We start from the raw sequence: 16,739 nt of genomic DNA on the forward strand, positions 1-16,739 counted from the left end.
TGCCAAGCTACGCGTAGAGATGCGCACAGAAATCAAACGTCTGCATCAGCAACTAAAAACCACCATGGTTTATGTGACCCATGAAACCGGCAACAAAACGATTGGCAGGGTCATTGTAAATGGCATCGGGGGTACCCAGCTGCTGTATAATTCCATCATTCATCACGGCAATGAGATCGCCCATGGTCATGGCCTCAATTTGATCATGGGTCACATAAACCATGGTGGTTTTTAGTTGCTGATGCAGACGTTTGATTTCTGTGCGCATCTCTACGCGTAGCTTGGCATCCAGATTGGAAAGTGGTTCATCAAACAAAAACAGTGCAGGGCGCCGGGCGATGGCCCTGCCAATGGCCACGCGCTGCTGCTGTCCTCCTGAAAGCTGCCGTGGACGACGATCCAGAAGATGGTCCAACTGCAGCATGTGCGCCACATCCTGCAAAATCTGCTCGCGTTCATTTTTGGGGACATGACGGTTAACCAGTCCGAAAAGAATATTGTCGCGGACTGACATGGATGGATATAAGGCGTAGGACTGAAAGACCATGGCAATATCCCGATTTTTAGGGCTGAGATCGTTCACCCGCCGATCATTAATGAGAATATCGCCAGCACTTTCCTGCTCCAGACCAGCGATAATGTTCAGTAAGGTCGTTTTTCCACAGCCCGAAGGTCCAACCAGAATCAGAAACTGATTTTCCTCGGTTTCTATATTAATGCCGTGAAGCACTTCATCCTTACCGAATTTTTTATGAATATCCTTGAGTATCAGGCGTCCCATTTTTATCCCTTTACGGCGCCAGCCGTTAATCCACGTACAAAATATTTCCCGGCAATCAGATACACCAACAAGGTGGGTAGTGCCGCAAAAATGGCAGCCGCCATATCTACATTCCACATATGAACGCTGGTAACCGTATCCACCAGATCGTTGATAGCCACAGTGACCGGCTGTTGTCCTCCCTGAGTAAATACCACCCCAAAAAGGAAATTGTTCCAGATCATGGTGAACTGCCAAATCGCCGTTACCATGATGATCGGCGTACTGACTGGCAACATGATCCGAAAAAAAATACTGAAAAATCCGGCACCATCCACGCGTGCCGCCTTCACCAGATCATGCGGAATGCCGACGTAATAATTGCGAAAAAACAAAGTCGTAAATGCCAGACCATAAATCACATGCACCAACATCAGGCCAGGAATCAACGTGCCCGCAATGCCCAGTCGACCTTCTACCCAGGCCATCGGTAACAAAACAATCTGGAAGGGAATAATGGTGCCGAGTAGCAACATATAAAAAAATACATTGGAGCCACGAAAACGCCAATGCGTCAGCACATAACCATTAAAGGCACCAATGGCTGTAGAAATGACTACGGCGGGAATTACCAGAATAAAAGAGTTCAGAAAATAACCATGAATCCCTGAACTGGCTGCACCAATGGTGGCGGCACTCCAGGCATGCACCCAGGCATACCAATTCAGGCTGCTGGGTAACGCCAGAATACCCGTTGAGTAAATTTCCGGCATGGTCTTGAAGGCGGTCACCAACATGACGTAAAAGGGCAACAGGAAAAACAGCGCGGCCAGAGATAAAAGACTATAAACAACCCATCTTCTCGGGCTTAAAATGGATGTAGTACGCATCAGGCCTGCCTCCGCGAGTCGAGATAAAGGAAGGGCAAGGCAAAAATCATCATGATGACCAGCATCATGAGGGCACTGGCTGCACCCACCCCCATTTCACCCCGTTGAAACGAGAAAACGTACATAAAAATGGACGGGACATTGGTGCTGTATCCGGGTCCACCACCCGTCAGAGCAATAATTAAACCGAAGCTTTTGATAGCTAATCCGACAGATAACACCAACGCCACAAAAAAAGTGGGCGCAAGACTGGGCAGAATTACGCGCAAATAAATACGCGCATTACTGGCACCATCAATCTGCGCCGCCTTGACGATATCAGAACTTACGCCACGCAACCCCGCCAGAAAAATGGCCATCATAAAACCGGTCGTCTGCCACACTGCAGCGATAACTACCGTATATATGGCCATGTCTGGATCATCTATCCAGGCAAAGGCAAAATGCGGGAACCCCATTGAACGGACAATGGCCTGTAAGCCAAAGCCGGGGTCCAGCAACCAGCGCCAGGCTACCCCGGTAACCACAGCGGAAAGCGCCATGGGATAAAGAAAAACAACCTGATAAAGCCTTTCGCCCTTGATACGCTGGTCCAGAAGAATAGCCAGACCAAGACCGATGGACAAGGAAATCAGAACATAAAGACCACCAAAAATTCCGAGATTCGTTAATGAGCGCCACCAGCGTGAGCTCCCAAAAAGATCATAATAATTGGCAAGTCCGACAAAATGATTACTGGGCAAAATGGTTGAGCGTGTTAAGGACAACCAAATCGTCCATAAAATAAAACCATAGATAAAAAAGGTAGCAGCCAAAATGGTCGGCGAAAGCACTATTTTTGCCATCAACCGATCGCGTCCACTGAATTCTGCCTTGGTGAATGGCATGTGAGGATCCTTCTGCAGCACACATCAATGGAACAAGCCCGGCCTGTACAGGCGACCGGGCAATACCTAAGCTATTAATCCTGACTCTTGGCCACTTCTACCCGTTTGGCCATGGCTGCTGCCGCAGCCTGCGGGCTTTCATTGGAAGTATAGAACTTATCCAGGGAGTCAATAAATGCTCCGGTGGGCGGACCATAGGTGGACATATTCTGGGAAAAACTGGGCACCAAACCATTATCTTTACGGGCAACCAGAAACTGTGCCCGGGATTTTTTCTGGCAGGCGTTGTAACCATTCAGGGAAACATTCATCAAATCCGGGATGGAGCCCTTGTACTTATTGAACAGCAACTGGAATTTCGGGCTGACCATGGTTTCTGCCAGCTTGATTTCCGCCGCCCGCTTCTCGGGAGTATTCTGCCGGAAGAAAATAAAGCTATCGACATTATAAATGAATTCCTTGGCCGTGCCGGGAAAAGCCACGCAACCCACTTGTGGACCACCCGGAGTCACATGGAGAAATTCAAACTGGCCATTGGCCCAATCACCCATGATCTGAAATGCCGCTTTTCCGTGAGCTACTAAAGCCGTATCAAAATTCCAGGTGCGGCCCGCCAGGGATTTGGGGGTGTAAGCCTCAATGGCGCGCAACCGTTCCAATGCCTTGACCATGGTTGGGCTGTCAATAGCCTTGGGGTCCAGTTTGACAAAAACATCCTTGTACCAGGCGGGTCCACCTGTCTCCAAAGCAATCGGATCAAATTCGGTGGCAATCATCCAGCCATTACCGCCACCAGCCATGGGCGTAAAGCCTGCGGCCTTGACCTTGGCGAGATCCGCCATAAGTTCAGGCCAGGTTTGCGGAGCGGTGGCAATTCCGGCTTTTTTCAGAATGGCCCGGTTGTACCAAAGCCAGTTCAGACGATGTAGATCCATGGGAGCCGCTACATAATTACCTTTATATTTCATAAAGTTGTTGATCACAGCAGGAACATTTTTGTCCCAGTCTTCAGACTGGGCTGCGGCATCAATATTGGCTAGCAGACCCGTATGTCCCCATTGCTGGATCTCCACACCCTTAATTTGCGCGGCACCCGGAATCTGACCTTCCATGAGGCGCGTCTTCAGAATAGTGCGGGCCTGCGCACCACCGCCGCCAGCGATGGCGTCATTCTGAATATTCACCCCTTTGGCCTTCATCATTTCCACCAGGACATGCATGGCCTTGGCTTCCGATCCTGCTGTCCACCAATTGATTACACTCAGGCTGGGGGCTGAAGCCGCCATCGCCGTTCCGGCCATGCCGCTGCCAAGGGCCAGCCCTACACAAACTGCAATAACTTTTTTATGCATGGATTTCATTTTATTCTCCTCAAAAACGATATTTGAAGTAAAAGCGGTTGCTGAAATACGGGTTTTGATAATGTGGATAACCCGCCTGATTTTGCGCCATGGAAATATCCGTATAATCGGCCACATAAAGGCCCTTGAAAATACTGGACAGGTCATAGGATAAACCGACATCCATGGACCAGAGATGCTGATCGGGAATGGCTGTTCCCGTTGGAAATCCGTAAGCGCCGCCATAACTATAAACACTACCGCCAAACCCATAACGGACGAGATAACGAATAAAGCTAGCATTCAATTTGAGTTTGTTGGCTAAGAAACCAAAGTTGGAGGCAATACCATAAGCGTACCCCGGTCCAAAATCGGAAATGCCGGTTTGCATGGTGGTGGTGTAACTGGTACCGCTGAGATCATTGTAGGGGTGAATCATGCCACCATGACGAAAGGAGTTGTAATTTACGGGGCTATAGGTTGCTACCAAAGCCACATTATCATCATGATGACTGCCAAATTTGACGCCAATACGCCCCCCATAAACCTGGGCATCTACCGAGTCGGCATTCAGTGTGCTCAGATAACTCGTACCGGCTCCAGAGTTCCCTTCAGAAACCACCTGAAAATTTCCGAACAAGGAAACATTTTTGGTAAGGGGATGGCTGATACCCGCCTGCCCGTAAAACATATTGGCAAACCCATAAAAATCGTAATACCAGGCCTGCAAATCAACATGACTACCCAAAAACGGGGTTTGATAGCGCGCACCAAGCACATAAAAACCATTAGTATGGGCGCTGGTATAGCGATTGCCCGTGGTAAAAGTAGCACTGTAACGGCTGGCATAACTGTACATCCGGGCAGCCATGAAGCTCAGGGTTGCTGGCGACCCACCCAGAGCCAGTGCACTATTACCGGACCATTGTCCAGCCTGGGGATGACCAATAATGTCCACCACCGCGCTGACGCCCGTAAAAGCCCGGGGGTTGTAGGTGTAATAATCCCAATTGGCATACGGGGTATTAATAAATTGCCGGCCGCCACGAATGACAAAGGGTCCGTAGTGATACTGCAAATAAGCCTGGCGAACAATGGCTATGCCATGGCTGGGATAGGGACCTGTAAGTTCTGGATCTTCATGCTGGTAAAAACCGGTCCAGGTGGCAAAGTCTCCACCGACTCCCAGACTGAATCCTGCCAGTTGTGGACTGTGTACATACAAATGCCCACCCAAAGCCAAGGAATGCGTATCTTGACCAGTATGGGCATGATTAAGATAACTAAAGTTAATCAGGCCGACCATGGCCGATATTTTCGTGTTGGCAATAGCCTTATCCAGAATGGTATTGGCAGGAATCAGCGAATTGGCCGGGGTGGCCGCCTTGGACAATGCTGGCGCTCCCAGGGCAATAGCACATGAAACGGCCAGACTGCAGGCCAGAAAGCGTCTGGATAGAATCCTTCCAGACAATGATGGACGATTACTATAATTATATTTTTTAATCATGGCACTCTCCTTATTCTCAGTATTTATAGCGCCCTTATGCAGGGTGTATTTGCGATAACCACTCCTTTTTCTCTTTCCCGAACTTTCGGGGTTCATCAAACCGTACCGCGTTTCTTCAAATAACCGAGCATGACTGCCAGCAAAATGACAACACCTTCCACCAGCTCGGTATAGAAGGGTGAAATATTCAGTAAAACTAGACCATCCAGAATAGTGCTCAGCAACAGCGCACCAATCAACGCACCCCAGACGGTGCCTCGGCCGCCAAACAGATAAACGCCGCCAATAACCACCGCCGCAATAGCCGGCAGTTCGTCGCCGCGACCGGCATTGGGATCGGCAGTGGCCAATTGTGCGGCAAAAATCACGCCGGCAAGCCCCGCTGAAAATCCGGAAAAAGCATAGGCCAGACTGCGCAGGCGGCGTACCCGAATTCCCGCGCGATAGGCAGCGACACGATTCCCACCAATGGCGTATAAATAAGCCCCAGAGGCGCTGAGACCCAGAAAGAGCGCGACCAGAATGACCATCAAACCCGCAATCCATACTTGATCAGGGATACCCAGAATGTGACTTTCGCCAATGGCGTTAAAACCATTGTCATTGATATTCAGGGGCTCCCCATTGGTGACAATCAGGGTCAGGCTCGAAAAAATAGAAAGTCCGGCCAGCGTGGCTATAAAGTCCGTAATGTGCAGGTAATTGATGATGGCGCCTTGTAAAAGCCCTGCTAATGTGGCCGCCAAAAGAGCCAGGAACAGCGCTAGAGGCCAAGGAAAGCCCAGCAACATCATGGTTGCGGCGAGGGCACCCGTGAGCCCGGCCACGGCACCAACAGAAAGATCAATTCCGGCGACTAACATCACCATCAACTCACTTAATGCCAGCAGTACCAATGGCGCCGCATCAGTCAAGATGCTGAAAAAATTATTGCTGGAAACAAAATGGGGGGCGACAAATGATAAGAAAATCAGCAGGGCAATAAAAGCCAACAAAACCCCCTGATCCATCAGGAACTGACGGAGGGCGTGCCCCTTCAGTTCCGAGGCGTTCATGCAGCCACGCCTTTACCCACCAGCATGGCTTTAACGACCGTGTTCTCATCGAGATTTTCTGGATTCCCATCCAACGCCTTTTCACCGCGTGTAAGTACCGTGATACGAGAAGCCACCTGCCAGACGTCGGGCATGGTGTGGGTAATCAGAATCACCGCCACACCCGATGCCGCCAACGTCTGAATCAAATGGAGGATGGCTGAGTGCTCGCCGACCCCGATGGCAGCAGTGGGTTCATCCATAATCACCAGCTTCGCCTGCCAGTAAGCGGCCCGGGCAATGGCTACGGCCTGCCTTTGTCCCCCCGAAAGCTCTCCAACCGGTTGCCGCAGAGGGAGTTCAATAGCAAGTTTCTGGAGAGCCAGCGCCGATTGTTTGCGCATTTCCCGTCGCGCCAGGATGGGGAAAATGCCGAGCAGACGTCTTTTGCGCTCCCTGCCCAGAAAAATATTGGCGGCAACATCCAGATTTTCAGCAACAGCCAAGTCCTGATACAAGGTTTCAATACCCAGATCCCGGGCATAACGCGGATCAAACTGGCGCACGGCCTTATGGTTAAAATGCATCGTCCCCGTGCTTGGCGCCTGGGCACCCGCAATAATTTTTACCAGGGTAGATTTGCCAGCACCATTATCTCCCAGCAAGGCCAGCACTTCTCCTGGCCAGATATCCAGATCAATATCGCGCAACGCCTGCACCGCTCCGAAGCGTTTACCAATGCCGCGCAAGCTCAACAGAGGGGCCTGGCCAGCTCTTTCGCCAGCCATGTCTGCAGATTTCATGAATGGCTCGGCGCAAGATCCATATGCAATGGTACCGGAACAAAAACCGTACCCGTTGACAGGTAACTGTAACCGGCCTGTACGCCCAGGGCTCCCATGACTGCCGGCTGCTGCGCAACACTCAGGGCAATTTTCCCTTCCTTTACCAATTGCGTCTCGCCGACGCTACCGCTACCGATCATGGCGATGGTTAGTCCTTTTAAACGACCAGCCGCCAGAGCAGCACGCATGGCACCAATGGCCATTTCACCATTTTCCGAATACACGGCATTGAGTTTCGGGTTGGCAATCAGGACGTCGCGCATAACCGTGAGCCCACCTTCGCGACTAAACCCGCCTGATTGTCTGGCCACCACTTTGATATGTGGGTAACTTTTCAGAACCGACTCACAACCGGCGGTTCTCTCGTTGGTTGCAGAAGCGCCGGATATTCCCAGAAGCATGAACAAGTTACCCTGTCCATGGAGTTTATTGGCAATATATTGACAGGCTTGTGCTCCTGCCTGTTTGTTATCCGAAGCAAAATAGGCAATGGCATGACCACCGTCAGCCTTACGGTCAATATAAATGACGGGAATATGTGCAGCATTGGCTTTTTCAACGGCAGGAACCAAGGCCTTGGCGTCGGTGGGATTAATCAGCAGCAAATTCACCTTGCGGGCGATTAATGTATCTATCTGATTATTTTGTGTGATTGAATTATTATTACCATCTTCAACCAGTAATTGTACGCCAAGCTTCTTGGCTTCCGCTTCTGCACCACTTTTTATGGTGGCAAAATAAGGTGTCATGGCGGACAACATCAGACCGAAAGTATAATGCTGGGGGGCGGCATCCTGCGCACTCGCGATGCCAGAAAACCCCAAAGATAAAGCCATTGCAGCCATCAATGCCGAAGTCGTTTTGTGTTTCATGGTCAGGCCCTCAAGTAATTATTGGAATTTGTGGAAATATTCTGCGCAATAAAGCTTTCTATCGTCGTGCGCAGAGGCAACGAAGCTTGTGCACCTTCACGGGTTGCAGCCAAGGCCCCTGCGGCATTGGCAAAAATGATGGCAGACTCCATGGAATGGTCCGTGGCAATAGCAGCACTGAAGGCACCGGCAAAAGCATCTCCACAGCCTGTGGTATCGACGACATCGACGCTAAACCCGGGAACCAGACCGGATTTCCCCTGACTCGTCGCCCATGCAGCTCCAGCCTTGCCTAGAGTAATAACGGCCGACTGCCGTCCTGATGCCAGTTGCTCAACCATGGCAATAGCGTTTTGCGCGTTAACTGGCTCAGATAAGGCAAGTAATTGCATCGCCTCTATTTCATTAACCAGAAGAATGTCCGCAAGAGAAAGGATTTCTTCCATATCTTGTTGTACTGGCGAAGCATTAAGGATGACTAAACCACCCATCTTGTGCATTTGCTGAGCACTAGCCTTAACAACTTCCAAAGGAACTTCCAGTTGCATCAAAAGAATATCGCGTTGCTGAATGGCTGGCAGGACCTGCTCTGGCGTCAACGCAGCATTTGCACCGGATATGATGGTAATCCGATTTTGCCCGTTTTCTTCCAGTAAAATAAAAGCTAACCCAGTAGGCATAGCAGAGTGAACGAGAGCACTTAAATCCAACCCTTCCCGATTCAGGTTATCGTGCAGGATTTCACCATAGGCATCACAACCCAAACAGGCAACAAAGCACACAGAAGCACCCGCTCTTTGCGCCGCAACCGCCTGATTAGCCCCCTTACCACCAGGATGCATGGCATAATCAGAACCAACCACTGTCTCACCGGCACCAGGTGCACGGGCCACGCGCAGGACAATGTCCATATTGCTGCTCCCGACAACTATCATTGCGGCAACTTCCGAACCCTGCGACTTAGCCTGCATGGACGAGTATAAATTGTCACAGAAACCCCCAAACCCGAAATAATGCTCTAGGCCTTCTTTAAAATTCTAACGCTTTGTGACAGTAGGTATAGTCTGAGAAATTATGAAGTGCAAGTTGTGCACAGATATTAAGATAATTATCATATTTTAATTTTATCTAATACAACAACTTTATAGATTTATTTAATCCGTTTGCAAAGCCATTATTAGTTTTAATCAGCAAAAACCTTTTGATAAATTTCCTTTGCGAAACTGGTGCTCAGCGGCTTTGCTTCCGAGATCGTGAATTTTTTGGTTGGTTCCTCATTGGAGGCGGCTCGTAAAGCGAGTAGTACAGGGTTTTTCTCCGCATAAAGTTTACGTGCAAAAGTATATAAATGCGTAACGAAAACAACTTTTATACCCTTTTCAAGCAGGGCATTACAGATCTCCCAGGCAATTTCAGAACCCTCACGCTCATTGGTTGCGGCAAATGATTCATTAAACAAAACCATAGCTGTCGCTTTCAGTTTAGGGACCAGAGCAGCCATGCGGAGAAGCTCTTCATCAAATTTCCCACTGCACATACTCACGTCCTCTTCCAGCTTGAAGTGGGTATAAACTTCATCACAAAGACTCGCTGTGAATTGTTCGGCGGCCACTGGCAAACCACTCTGAAGCAGTAACTGATTGACGCCCAAAGCCCGCAAAAAGGTACTTTTCCCGCCACTATTGGCACCCGTTATGAGGATGAATGACTTGTTTTCAGCCCGCAGATCATTCATAACCAGCGTCTCCTGCTGTGAAAGGGCAAGGCAGGGATCATACAATTTGCTGGCCACACAAACGGGGTCCTGTCTGGTCACCGGTATTGGAAAGCAGTAAACATCCCCTCGATTTTCCAGTGCCTCGCACAAGTTCAAAGCGCCTTGGTAAAAAGCCGATTCATCACGCAATCGCGTAAAAAAATCCAGAAACTGCTGAACAGCAACATCCATAATTACCGCTACTGGCTCCAAAGCAGCATCACGAAATTCGGTCAAGGCCGTTAAACCACTTTCATCGCGCTGGGAAATGGTAAAAGAATATTCTTCTGTAGAACTATTTAATGAGAGAAACTTTTGCAACCAATGTGTTGATGGCTGCTCCCTGTTCAGCAAAAATTTACTACTACGGTTATTATGATCCAGCTTTGCATTGATAGAAAAACCATGATTAAAACGCAACACAGAATTCTGTGAACGTAGCTTATCCAGCACTTCATCACTAAAATCCGTTTGCAAAAATTTGAAAAAAGTCTTCAGCCCAGTTGACTCAACATGTGAATATTGTGTGCCCAAATTGCGAATTTTTACCAATTGCGCAAGCAGCATACCCATCAGTTCCACGTTAGTGCGTAAGCGCCTGCTGGCCGATTTCGCAGATAACCAGAACCTCAAGGAATCCCGGTAGGCTTCCAAGGTATCAAGGCTGTGCTGATAAATCTCGGATACCAACAGCGGATGACGCATGAAATCCTTGAGTATCTGTTGTCGAAAAAGAATAACCAGCATTTCGTTGCTCCGTTGGCCAAGCAATATCTTTTGCACAGCCTCAAGAATCTTTTCATCCTTATTGGCCATTACCGAAAATAATACGGACAATTCCAGATCAGCAATCAACTGTTCTGAATGATCAGGAATATTTTTAAAATCATAAACCCTGTCATCAGAATAGAGAAGACTAATTCTATTCATCTATTTTCTCCATCAACAGTGCGTACGTCAAACCGTATTTTTCAGCTAGGGACAATGCATAAGCCAAGCCATCCGCTGGCTTTCGACGTATTTCAAATGTTCGATGGGTTAAATCATCAGTATCCACCATGCTCATCAAACTGACAATCTGCGGACTGATTAAAGTCAACGCATCAATGAATGTCACCCACACCGTAACTATTTTATTGGCTAGCAATTTATGGATTATTTGTTCACTTAAATACAGCGCATCATCATAGGTTGTGGAATCGAATAATTCATTCATTATAAAAATACTGGAGGCAGTAGCTACCTTTAGATTCTCGTGAATCCGGATTAAATCCTCTTCCAGCTTTCCATGTCCAGCACGAATATCTTCACGATATGAAAAATGCGTATAAATCGCATCGCAAAAACAAAGTTGTGTATTCAGCCCAGGCACAGGACATCCCAACCCAGCCAAATGATGCAGTTGACCAAACGTTCTGGCAAAAGTGGTTTTTCCACCCTGATTGGGTCCGGTGATCACCAAAATCTGCTCATCATTAGTAAGAGATAAGTCATTTACGACAAGCTTCTGCCCGGTTTCCTCCAAAAGTCTGGTTGCCAGTGCCAAATCAAAAGTCTGTTCCGCCCGAACCTGCTTTTTATTAATGGCCATATCCGGGATTGAAAACGCTAACCCCAGATGCTTTAAGGGAGCGATATATTCCAGATAAGCCAAATAAAATTGCAATTCTCGCTCCCAGACTAGAATATTATGATCCATAAAAGGGTACCGGGTGGCTCTCAGCGAGTCAGATGGATATGCAGCCTCATCCGCTTCAAGTGGCCGCATATACTGCTTACAATAGGTATCCAGTTGAGCAAAAGGTTCTGGATGCAATTTAGCCACGCCTTCCAGGATCTGCGCTTCTACATGATTCAAATCAAATGTCTGGTTGCTTACTATATTATTACCACCAAGCGAACTATCTGATAAATATAAATTTTTTGCCACCTCTTTTGTGTAGTCATCTTCTTCGCTGCAGCGAACTGAAACTTTGTTTTCTGAAATAAAAACACAATATCTTATTTCTTTTAAACTTTCGACAATAGCCGCATTTTTGTTTTTAAATTCAATAAATTTGCTTGAATCTAAAATTATCATGCATTGATTGATTAGCTCTTTCAATCCAGCTGATTGTAATTGTTCCGATTCCAATTTTTCCAGAAAGTCTTCAAGGTTTTTTTGATACCGCAGCGCGAGTTCCAGATAACAACGTTGCTGTTGCTTTGAGTAATACAATTTCTCTATTTGATCCAAAGTGTTGCGAATATCAGACAAATTTTTAGAAAATGATAATATGGTTTTATAATGTTTTTCTTTCTCCAGGTCCTTCATGATTTCCTGGCGATACTGGATTTGTTCCAGATTTTTATTCAAGCCATAAAAATATTGATCTAATTTATATTCTTCCCTACCATGAATAATATGGCTTATAATTTGATCCAGATTAAGATCATGAAAATACGCTGGCTCAGAAAGCTTAGCAGGCACCACCAAATCCGCTTCAATAAAAAGTAAGCTCAGGTTTTTCAATTAAATACCTCCCAGTATCCATGTAGAATTTTTGGGTTCCGCCTTGGATCACATTCTGTGCGCTTCCATCAACTCGAGAAAAAGCATTCATTAAAAAATATGATGGTAATAATGCCCTCTCTTCGCCTTGCTTTAGTATAAATCATGAACTAATACTTAAAGACTAGTTTTGTTTATGCATTTTTAAGTCTACTAATTATTTATCTGTTTCGTCTATCTGTTACATCGATCGCTGGCGGCTGCAATGAGGAGGCGTGATGCCCGAACCTTACGATTTACTGATTATAGGTGGTGGAATCAATGGCGTCGGGATTGCTCGCGATGCCAGCGGTAGAAAACTCTCCGTGCTACTAGTCGAACAGGATGATCTTGCCGCACATACGTCCTCTGCCAGCACTAAACTGATACATGGCGGCTTGCGTTATCTGGAGTATTACGAATTTCGCTTGGTTCGAGAAGCTCTTATGGAACGCGAACGACTTCTCGGCATTGCGCCCCATATCATCTGGCCGTTGGAATTTGTTCTGCCCCAAAGTCCAACGGGGCGATCTTCCTGGCGGATTCGTGCGGGGCTTATGCTCTACGATCATCTCGCCCCCCGTTCTCGCTTGCCCAACTCAAAAGCCGTGCATTTCGGACCACATCCAGCAGCAGAAATTCTCAAGCCCGAATTCGTTAAGGGATTCACCTATGCAGATTGCTGGGTGGAAGATAGCCGACTGGTTGCCCTCAATGCTTTGGATGCATCCGAACGTGGTGCAAAAATCCTGACCCACACGCGGCTGCTTTCTGCTCAACCGGAAAAGCGGCTGTGGAAAGCGCAACTGAAGGATCAAGTAACCGGGAAGGAAGAAACCGTTTTCACCAAGGCTTTGGTCAATGCTGCCGGGCCATGGGTCGGTGATGTCCTGATCAAGGAGCTCGGCATTCAGACTCAAAAAACCGTGCGCAAGGTCAAGGGAAGCCACATTATCGTTCCGCGCATCTATCCGGGTGATTTCGCCTTTATTCTCCAAAATCCTGACAAGAGAATTGTATTTGCCATTCCCTATGAGTATGAATACACCCTGATTGGCACCACTGATATTCCCTACGAAGGAGATCCGGCTCAGGTCAGCATCTCCCCGGAGGAAACGGCTTACCTCTGTGAAAGCGTATCCCGTTATTTCCGAACCCCGCTCCATCCAAACGACGTTATCCGCAGTTATTCCGGGGTACGCCCTCTCTATGATGACCATGCTGCCAATGCTTCCGCAGTCACCCGGGACTATGTGCTGGATATGGAAGGCGGCAATGATATTCCGCCGCTGCTTTCTGTATTCGGGGGTAAAATTACGACTTATCGGCGCCTCGCTGAACACGCCCTTTCCCTGCTTCAACCCGTTCTCGGGCACCCCAAGGGCCACAGCTGGACAGCAACAGCGCCACTTCCCGGGGGCGACATCAGCAACGGGGATTTTGCCGGATTCGTCCGTATGCTTTCTGAACAGTACCCGTTTTTGTCGGCGCACCTGGCTTACCGTCTGGCACGCGCCTATGGCACACGTGCTTTGAAAATATTGGGTGATGCCCGTCAGATGGCTGATTTGGGTGAAGACTTTGGTGGGGAACTCACCCAGTCCGAAGTGAATTATCTGGTGACCCAGGAGTGGGCGCGGGAACCAGAGGACATTTTGTGGCGACGTTCCAAAATGGCCTTGCATGTGCCTGAAAACACTGCCGAAAAACTGAAAACATACCTGCAGTCATCTGCAATCGCGGAAAAAATCCGATAAGGAGGCGCATAGACCATATCTTGAAAATCTTTTTTTGAGGAGGATATCAAAATGTCAAAATATGTAGGGGCCATTGATCAGGGTACGACCAGTACCCGCTTTATTGTTTTTGATAAACAAGCCAACATTGTTTCCGTAGCGCAAAAAGAACATGAACAGATTTATCCCAAACCCGGCTGGGTAGAGCATAATCCGCTGGAGATCCTGACGAACAGTAATGAGGTTATCGGTGCCGCCCTCGCCAAGGCAAACCTCAGCGCCAGCGATCTGGCGGCTGTAGGAATCACCAATCAACGCGAAACTACCGTACTCTGGGATCGTCATACCGGCAAACCTCTTTATAACGCGCTGGTGTGGATGGATACCCGCACCGACCAACTGGTACAACGCTTTGCCCGGGATGGTGGACAGGGAAGATTTCGCAGCAAGACCGGACTGCCACTGGCCACCTATTTTTCCGGCCTGAAACTGCTGTGGATTCTGGAAAATGTGGAAGGAGCCCGACGTCAGGCCGAGAAGGGTGACGCGCTTTTCGGCAACATCAATACCTGGATGGCCTGGAATCTCACGGGTGGCCCTGACGGCGGCGTGCATGTTACGGATGTGAGTAATGCCAGCCGCACCATGCTGATGGATTTGCAAACTTGTGCCTGGGACAAGGACATGCTGGAACAATTTCATATTCCTGAGGCCTGTTTACCCAAAATCGTGCCGTCTTCCGCGCCTTATGGAGAAATCAAGACCGCACCACTGCGCGGCACGCCCCTCGCCGGAATGCTCGGCGATCAACAGGCCGCTCTGGTAGGACAAACCTGTTTTGCTCCAGGAGAAGCAAAAAACACCTACGGAACCGGCTCTTTCCTGCTCATGAACACTGGCACCGAACCGGTACAGTCCAATGCCGGACTACTGACCACTCTGGCTTATCAGTTTGGTGATGAAAAACCCCGCTACGCACTGGAAGGCGCCATCGCCATTACCGGGGCACTGGTGCAGTGGTTGCGGGATAATCTTCACTTTTTTGATGTCGCCGGACAGATTGAGCCACTGGCGCGGAGCGTACCGGATAATGGGGATGTGTATGTGGTTCCGGCCTTTTCTGGCCTGTATGCCCCCTACTGGAAAGATGATGCGCGAGGGGTTATTGCCGGACTGACTCGTTTTGCCAATAAAGCCCATATTGCCCGGGCAGCGCTGGAATCTACGGCCTATCAAGTGCGTGACGTAGTTGAGGCCATGGAAATTGACAGCGGTATTCCTCTCAGCAGTCTGCGCACGGATGGCGGCATGGTAGTGAATGAGTTGCTGATGCAGTTTCAGTCCGACATGCTGAAAGTGCCGGTCCTGCGCCCGAAAATGATCGAAACCACAGCCTTGGGCTCCGCCTACGCCGCCGGGTTGGCCGTTGGTTACTGGAGCAATATTGAAGATCTCCGCGCCAACTGGGGTATTGATAAAACCTGGGAGCCGAAGATGCCCGACGCTGATCGCGACCGTTATTATCAGTCCTGGAAAAAGGCCGTTTCCCGTTCTTTTGCCTGGGTGGACTGAAAGCCGAGAAGGAGATTAAAAATGGCTGAAGACACATCTGTAAAATTCGGTGTCAAGGCAGGGTGGCGCGCCCAGTCTGTCTGGTCAGAAATGCTGGCAGAATTTGTGGGATGTTTTGTATTGCTGGCATTTGGAGCGGGCTGCGTGGCGGTTGCCGTAGTCGGTCTTACGGAATCCCACCGGACCATGGTTATTTTTCAGGGGGCAGGAGGCTGGATGGTCATTGTCTGGGGATGGGCTTTTGCCGTGGCCATGGCTGTTTATGTGGCTGGTGGTGTATCTGGGGCGCACATCAATCCGGCAGTCACCCTAGCTTTTGCCCTCAAGGGTAATTTCCCCTGGCGAAAAGTCGTACCCTACTGGATAGCTCAGGTGGCGGGCTGTTTTGCAGGAGCGGCTATTGTCTACTACGATTATTTCCGGGCTATCAATGCCTGGAATTTGGCCAACCATGTCGTCTCCCGAGCGGATCCCGGGGGCCTGACCACCTTCAGCATCTTTGCGACGTTTCCTGCCGCATACTATGGCAGCCACCTCGGTTTGATGCTGCTCGATCAAGTCATCGCGACTTTTTTCCTGGTGCTTTTTGTTTTTGCCATCATCGACAACATGAACGTGGGACCAGGGTCCAACCTGGCGCCATTGATGATTGGCTTTGCCGTCGCGGCTATTGGCCTGTCATTCGGTGTAGGGACCGGCTATGCCATCAATCCCGCCCGCGATTTTGGGCCTCGTCTGTTTTGTTGGCTACAGGGCTGGGGACCCAATGCCTTTCCTGGACCCCATGGATACTGGTGGATTCCCATTGTCGGTCCGCTTATTGGTGCCGCCATTGCCGTCTATTTCTACGACTGGTGCATCAGCAGAACCCTCTGCGTCCGTGCCAAGCTGCTGAAAGAACGCCAGCCCCGTGTTGAACAGAAGGGCCTCGGCTTCAAGCTGGAAAAACTGCAGAAGGCTCTGGATGAAGTCAAAACCCAAATTGATGTTGCCGACAAATAAACCAG

14 protein-coding genes are annotated in these 16,739 nt (G+C 49.0%); 3 read left to right on the plus strand and 11 right to left on the minus strand.

What is annotated here, in order from left to right; all coding sequences use genetic code 11:
- Positions 1–52: 52 nt before the first annotated feature.
- From HAP95_RS03690 to HAP95_RS03740, 11 genes are all read right to left on the minus strand, one after another.
- Positions 53–781 (minus strand): ABC transporter ATP-binding protein, encoded by a 729-nt coding sequence (locus tag HAP95_RS03690; protein ID WP_303646378.1) that lies wholly within the window; start codon positions 779–781, stop codon positions 53–55.
- 2 nt (positions 782–783) lie between these two features.
- A complete protein-coding gene (locus HAP95_RS03695; RefSeq protein ID WP_215883009.1) occupies positions 784–1,650 on the minus strand; it encodes a carbohydrate ABC transporter permease in 867 nt (288 codons plus the stop codon).
- Positions 1,650–2,537, minus strand: coding sequence for a carbohydrate ABC transporter permease (locus tag HAP95_RS03700; protein ID WP_215883010.1), 888 nt, complete (start codon positions 2,535–2,537; stop codon positions 1,650–1,652). The genes HAP95_RS03695 and HAP95_RS03700 overlap by 1 nt, the downstream gene beginning before the upstream one ends.
- A gap of 74 nt (positions 2,538–2,611) precedes the next feature.
- Complete coding sequence (locus HAP95_RS03705) at positions 2,612–3,898, minus strand: ABC transporter substrate-binding protein (RefSeq protein WP_215883011.1); 1,287 nt, start codon at positions 3,896–3,898, stop codon at positions 2,612–2,614.
- A 10-nt stretch (positions 3,899–3,908) separates the two neighbouring features.
- Positions 3,909–5,387 (minus strand): hypothetical protein, encoded by a 1,479-nt coding sequence (locus tag HAP95_RS03710; RefSeq protein ID WP_226832525.1) that lies wholly within the window; start codon positions 5,385–5,387, stop codon positions 3,909–3,911.
- 95 nt (positions 5,388–5,482) lie between these two features.
- Entirely contained in the window at positions 5,483–6,442 is a 960-nt protein-coding gene (locus HAP95_RS03715; protein WP_215883012.1) for an ABC transporter permease, read from the minus strand.
- Positions 6,439–7,224: an ATP-binding cassette domain-containing protein gene (locus HAP95_RS03720; RefSeq protein WP_215883013.1), complete on the minus strand. Its 786-nt coding sequence runs from the start codon at positions 7,222–7,224 to the stop codon at positions 6,439–6,441. The genes HAP95_RS03715 and HAP95_RS03720 overlap by 4 nt, the downstream gene beginning before the upstream one ends.
- Positions 7,221–8,138, minus strand: a complete 918-nt coding sequence (locus HAP95_RS03725; RefSeq protein WP_215883014.1) for a substrate-binding domain-containing protein — start codon at positions 8,136–8,138, stop codon at positions 7,221–7,223. The genes HAP95_RS03720 and HAP95_RS03725 overlap by 4 nt, the downstream gene beginning before the upstream one ends.
- A gap of 2 nt (positions 8,139–8,140) precedes the next feature.
- Positions 8,141–9,109 carry a ribokinase gene (locus tag HAP95_RS03730; RefSeq protein WP_368356546.1) on the minus strand — a complete coding sequence of 323 codons (969 nt, stop codon included), beginning with the start codon at positions 9,107–9,109 and terminating at the stop codon, positions 8,141–8,143.
- Between the two features lie 212 nt (positions 9,110–9,321).
- Positions 9,322–10,824, minus strand: coding sequence for a MutS-related protein (locus HAP95_RS03735; protein ID WP_215883016.1), 1,503 nt, complete (start codon positions 10,822–10,824; stop codon positions 9,322–9,324).
- Positions 10,817–12,406, minus strand: a complete 1,590-nt coding sequence (locus tag HAP95_RS03740; RefSeq protein ID WP_215883017.1) for a MutS-related protein — start codon at positions 12,404–12,406, stop codon at positions 10,817–10,819. The genes HAP95_RS03735 and HAP95_RS03740 overlap by 8 nt, the downstream gene beginning before the upstream one ends.
- 257 nt (positions 12,407–12,663) lie before the next feature.
- Here HAP95_RS03740 and glpD point away from each other — a divergent pair, with 257 nt between their 5' ends.
- The 3 genes from glpD to HAP95_RS03755 are packed head-to-tail and all read left to right on the plus strand — an operon-like array spanning position 12,664 to position 16,734.
- Complete coding sequence (gene glpD, locus HAP95_RS03745) at positions 12,664–14,181, plus strand: glycerol-3-phosphate dehydrogenase (RefSeq protein WP_215883018.1); 1,518 nt, start codon at positions 12,664–12,666, stop codon at positions 14,179–14,181.
- A gap of 51 nt (positions 14,182–14,232) precedes the next feature.
- Positions 14,233–15,732: a glycerol kinase GlpK gene (glpK, locus tag HAP95_RS03750; protein ID WP_215883019.1), complete on the plus strand. Its 1,500-nt coding sequence runs from the start codon at positions 14,233–14,235 to the stop codon at positions 15,730–15,732.
- Between the two features lie 21 nt (positions 15,733–15,753).
- Positions 15,754–16,734 carry an MIP/aquaporin family protein gene (locus HAP95_RS03755; RefSeq protein WP_142088325.1) on the plus strand — a complete coding sequence of 327 codons (981 nt, stop codon included), beginning with the start codon at positions 15,754–15,756 and terminating at the stop codon, positions 16,732–16,734.
- Positions 16,735–16,739 lie beyond the last annotated feature (5 nt).

The sequence above is a fragment of the Acidithiobacillus sulfurivorans genome (assembly GCF_018853815.1).
Lineage (GTDB): Bacteria > Pseudomonadota > Gammaproteobacteria > Acidithiobacillales > Acidithiobacillaceae > Acidithiobacillus > Acidithiobacillus sulfurivorans.

What these genes read in the sequence shown, in the direction of transcription:
- HAP95_RS03690 (WP_303646378.1), bottom strand. Translation starts at nt 781, where the DNA reads ATGGGACGCCTGATACTCAAGGATATTCATAAAAAATTCGGTAAGGAT.
- HAP95_RS03695 (WP_215883009.1), bottom strand. Translation starts at nt 1,650, where the DNA reads ATGCGTACTACATCCATTTTAAGCCCGAGAAGATGGGTTGTTTATAGT.
- HAP95_RS03700 (WP_215883010.1), bottom strand. Translation starts at nt 2,537, where the DNA reads ATGCCATTCACCAAGGCAGAATTCAGTGGACGCGATCGGTTGATGGCA.
- HAP95_RS03705 (WP_215883011.1), bottom strand. Translation starts at nt 3,898, where the DNA reads ATGAAATCCATGCATAAAAAAGTTATTGCAGTTTGTGTAGGGCTGGCC.
- HAP95_RS03710 (WP_226832525.1), bottom strand. Translation starts at nt 5,387, where the DNA reads ATGATTAAAAAATATAATTATAGTAATCGTCCATCATTGTCTGGAAGG.
- HAP95_RS03715 (WP_215883012.1), bottom strand. Translation starts at nt 6,442, where the DNA reads ATGAACGCCTCGGAACTGAAGGGGCACGCCCTCCGTCAGTTCCTGATG.
- HAP95_RS03720 (WP_215883013.1), bottom strand. Translation starts at nt 7,224, where the DNA reads ATGAAATCTGCAGACATGGCTGGCGAAAGAGCTGGCCAGGCCCCTCTG.
- HAP95_RS03725 (WP_215883014.1), bottom strand. Translation starts at nt 8,138, where the DNA reads ATGAAACACAAAACGACTTCGGCATTGATGGCTGCAATGGCTTTATCT.
- HAP95_RS03730 (WP_368356546.1), bottom strand. Translation starts at nt 9,109, where the DNA reads ATGCAGGCTAAGTCGCAGGGTTCGGAAGTTGCCGCAATGATAGTTGTC.
- HAP95_RS03735 (WP_215883016.1), bottom strand. Translation starts at nt 10,824, where the DNA reads ATGAATAGAATTAGTCTTCTCTATTCTGATGACAGGGTTTATGATTTT.
- glpD (WP_215883018.1), top strand. Translation starts at nt 12,664, where the DNA reads ATGCCCGAACCTTACGATTTACTGATTATAGGTGGTGGAATCAATGGC.
- glpK (WP_215883019.1), top strand. Translation starts at nt 14,233, where the DNA reads ATGTCAAAATATGTAGGGGCCATTGATCAGGGTACGACCAGTACCCGC.
- HAP95_RS03755 (WP_142088325.1), top strand. Translation starts at nt 15,754, where the DNA reads ATGGCTGAAGACACATCTGTAAAATTCGGTGTCAAGGCAGGGTGGCGC.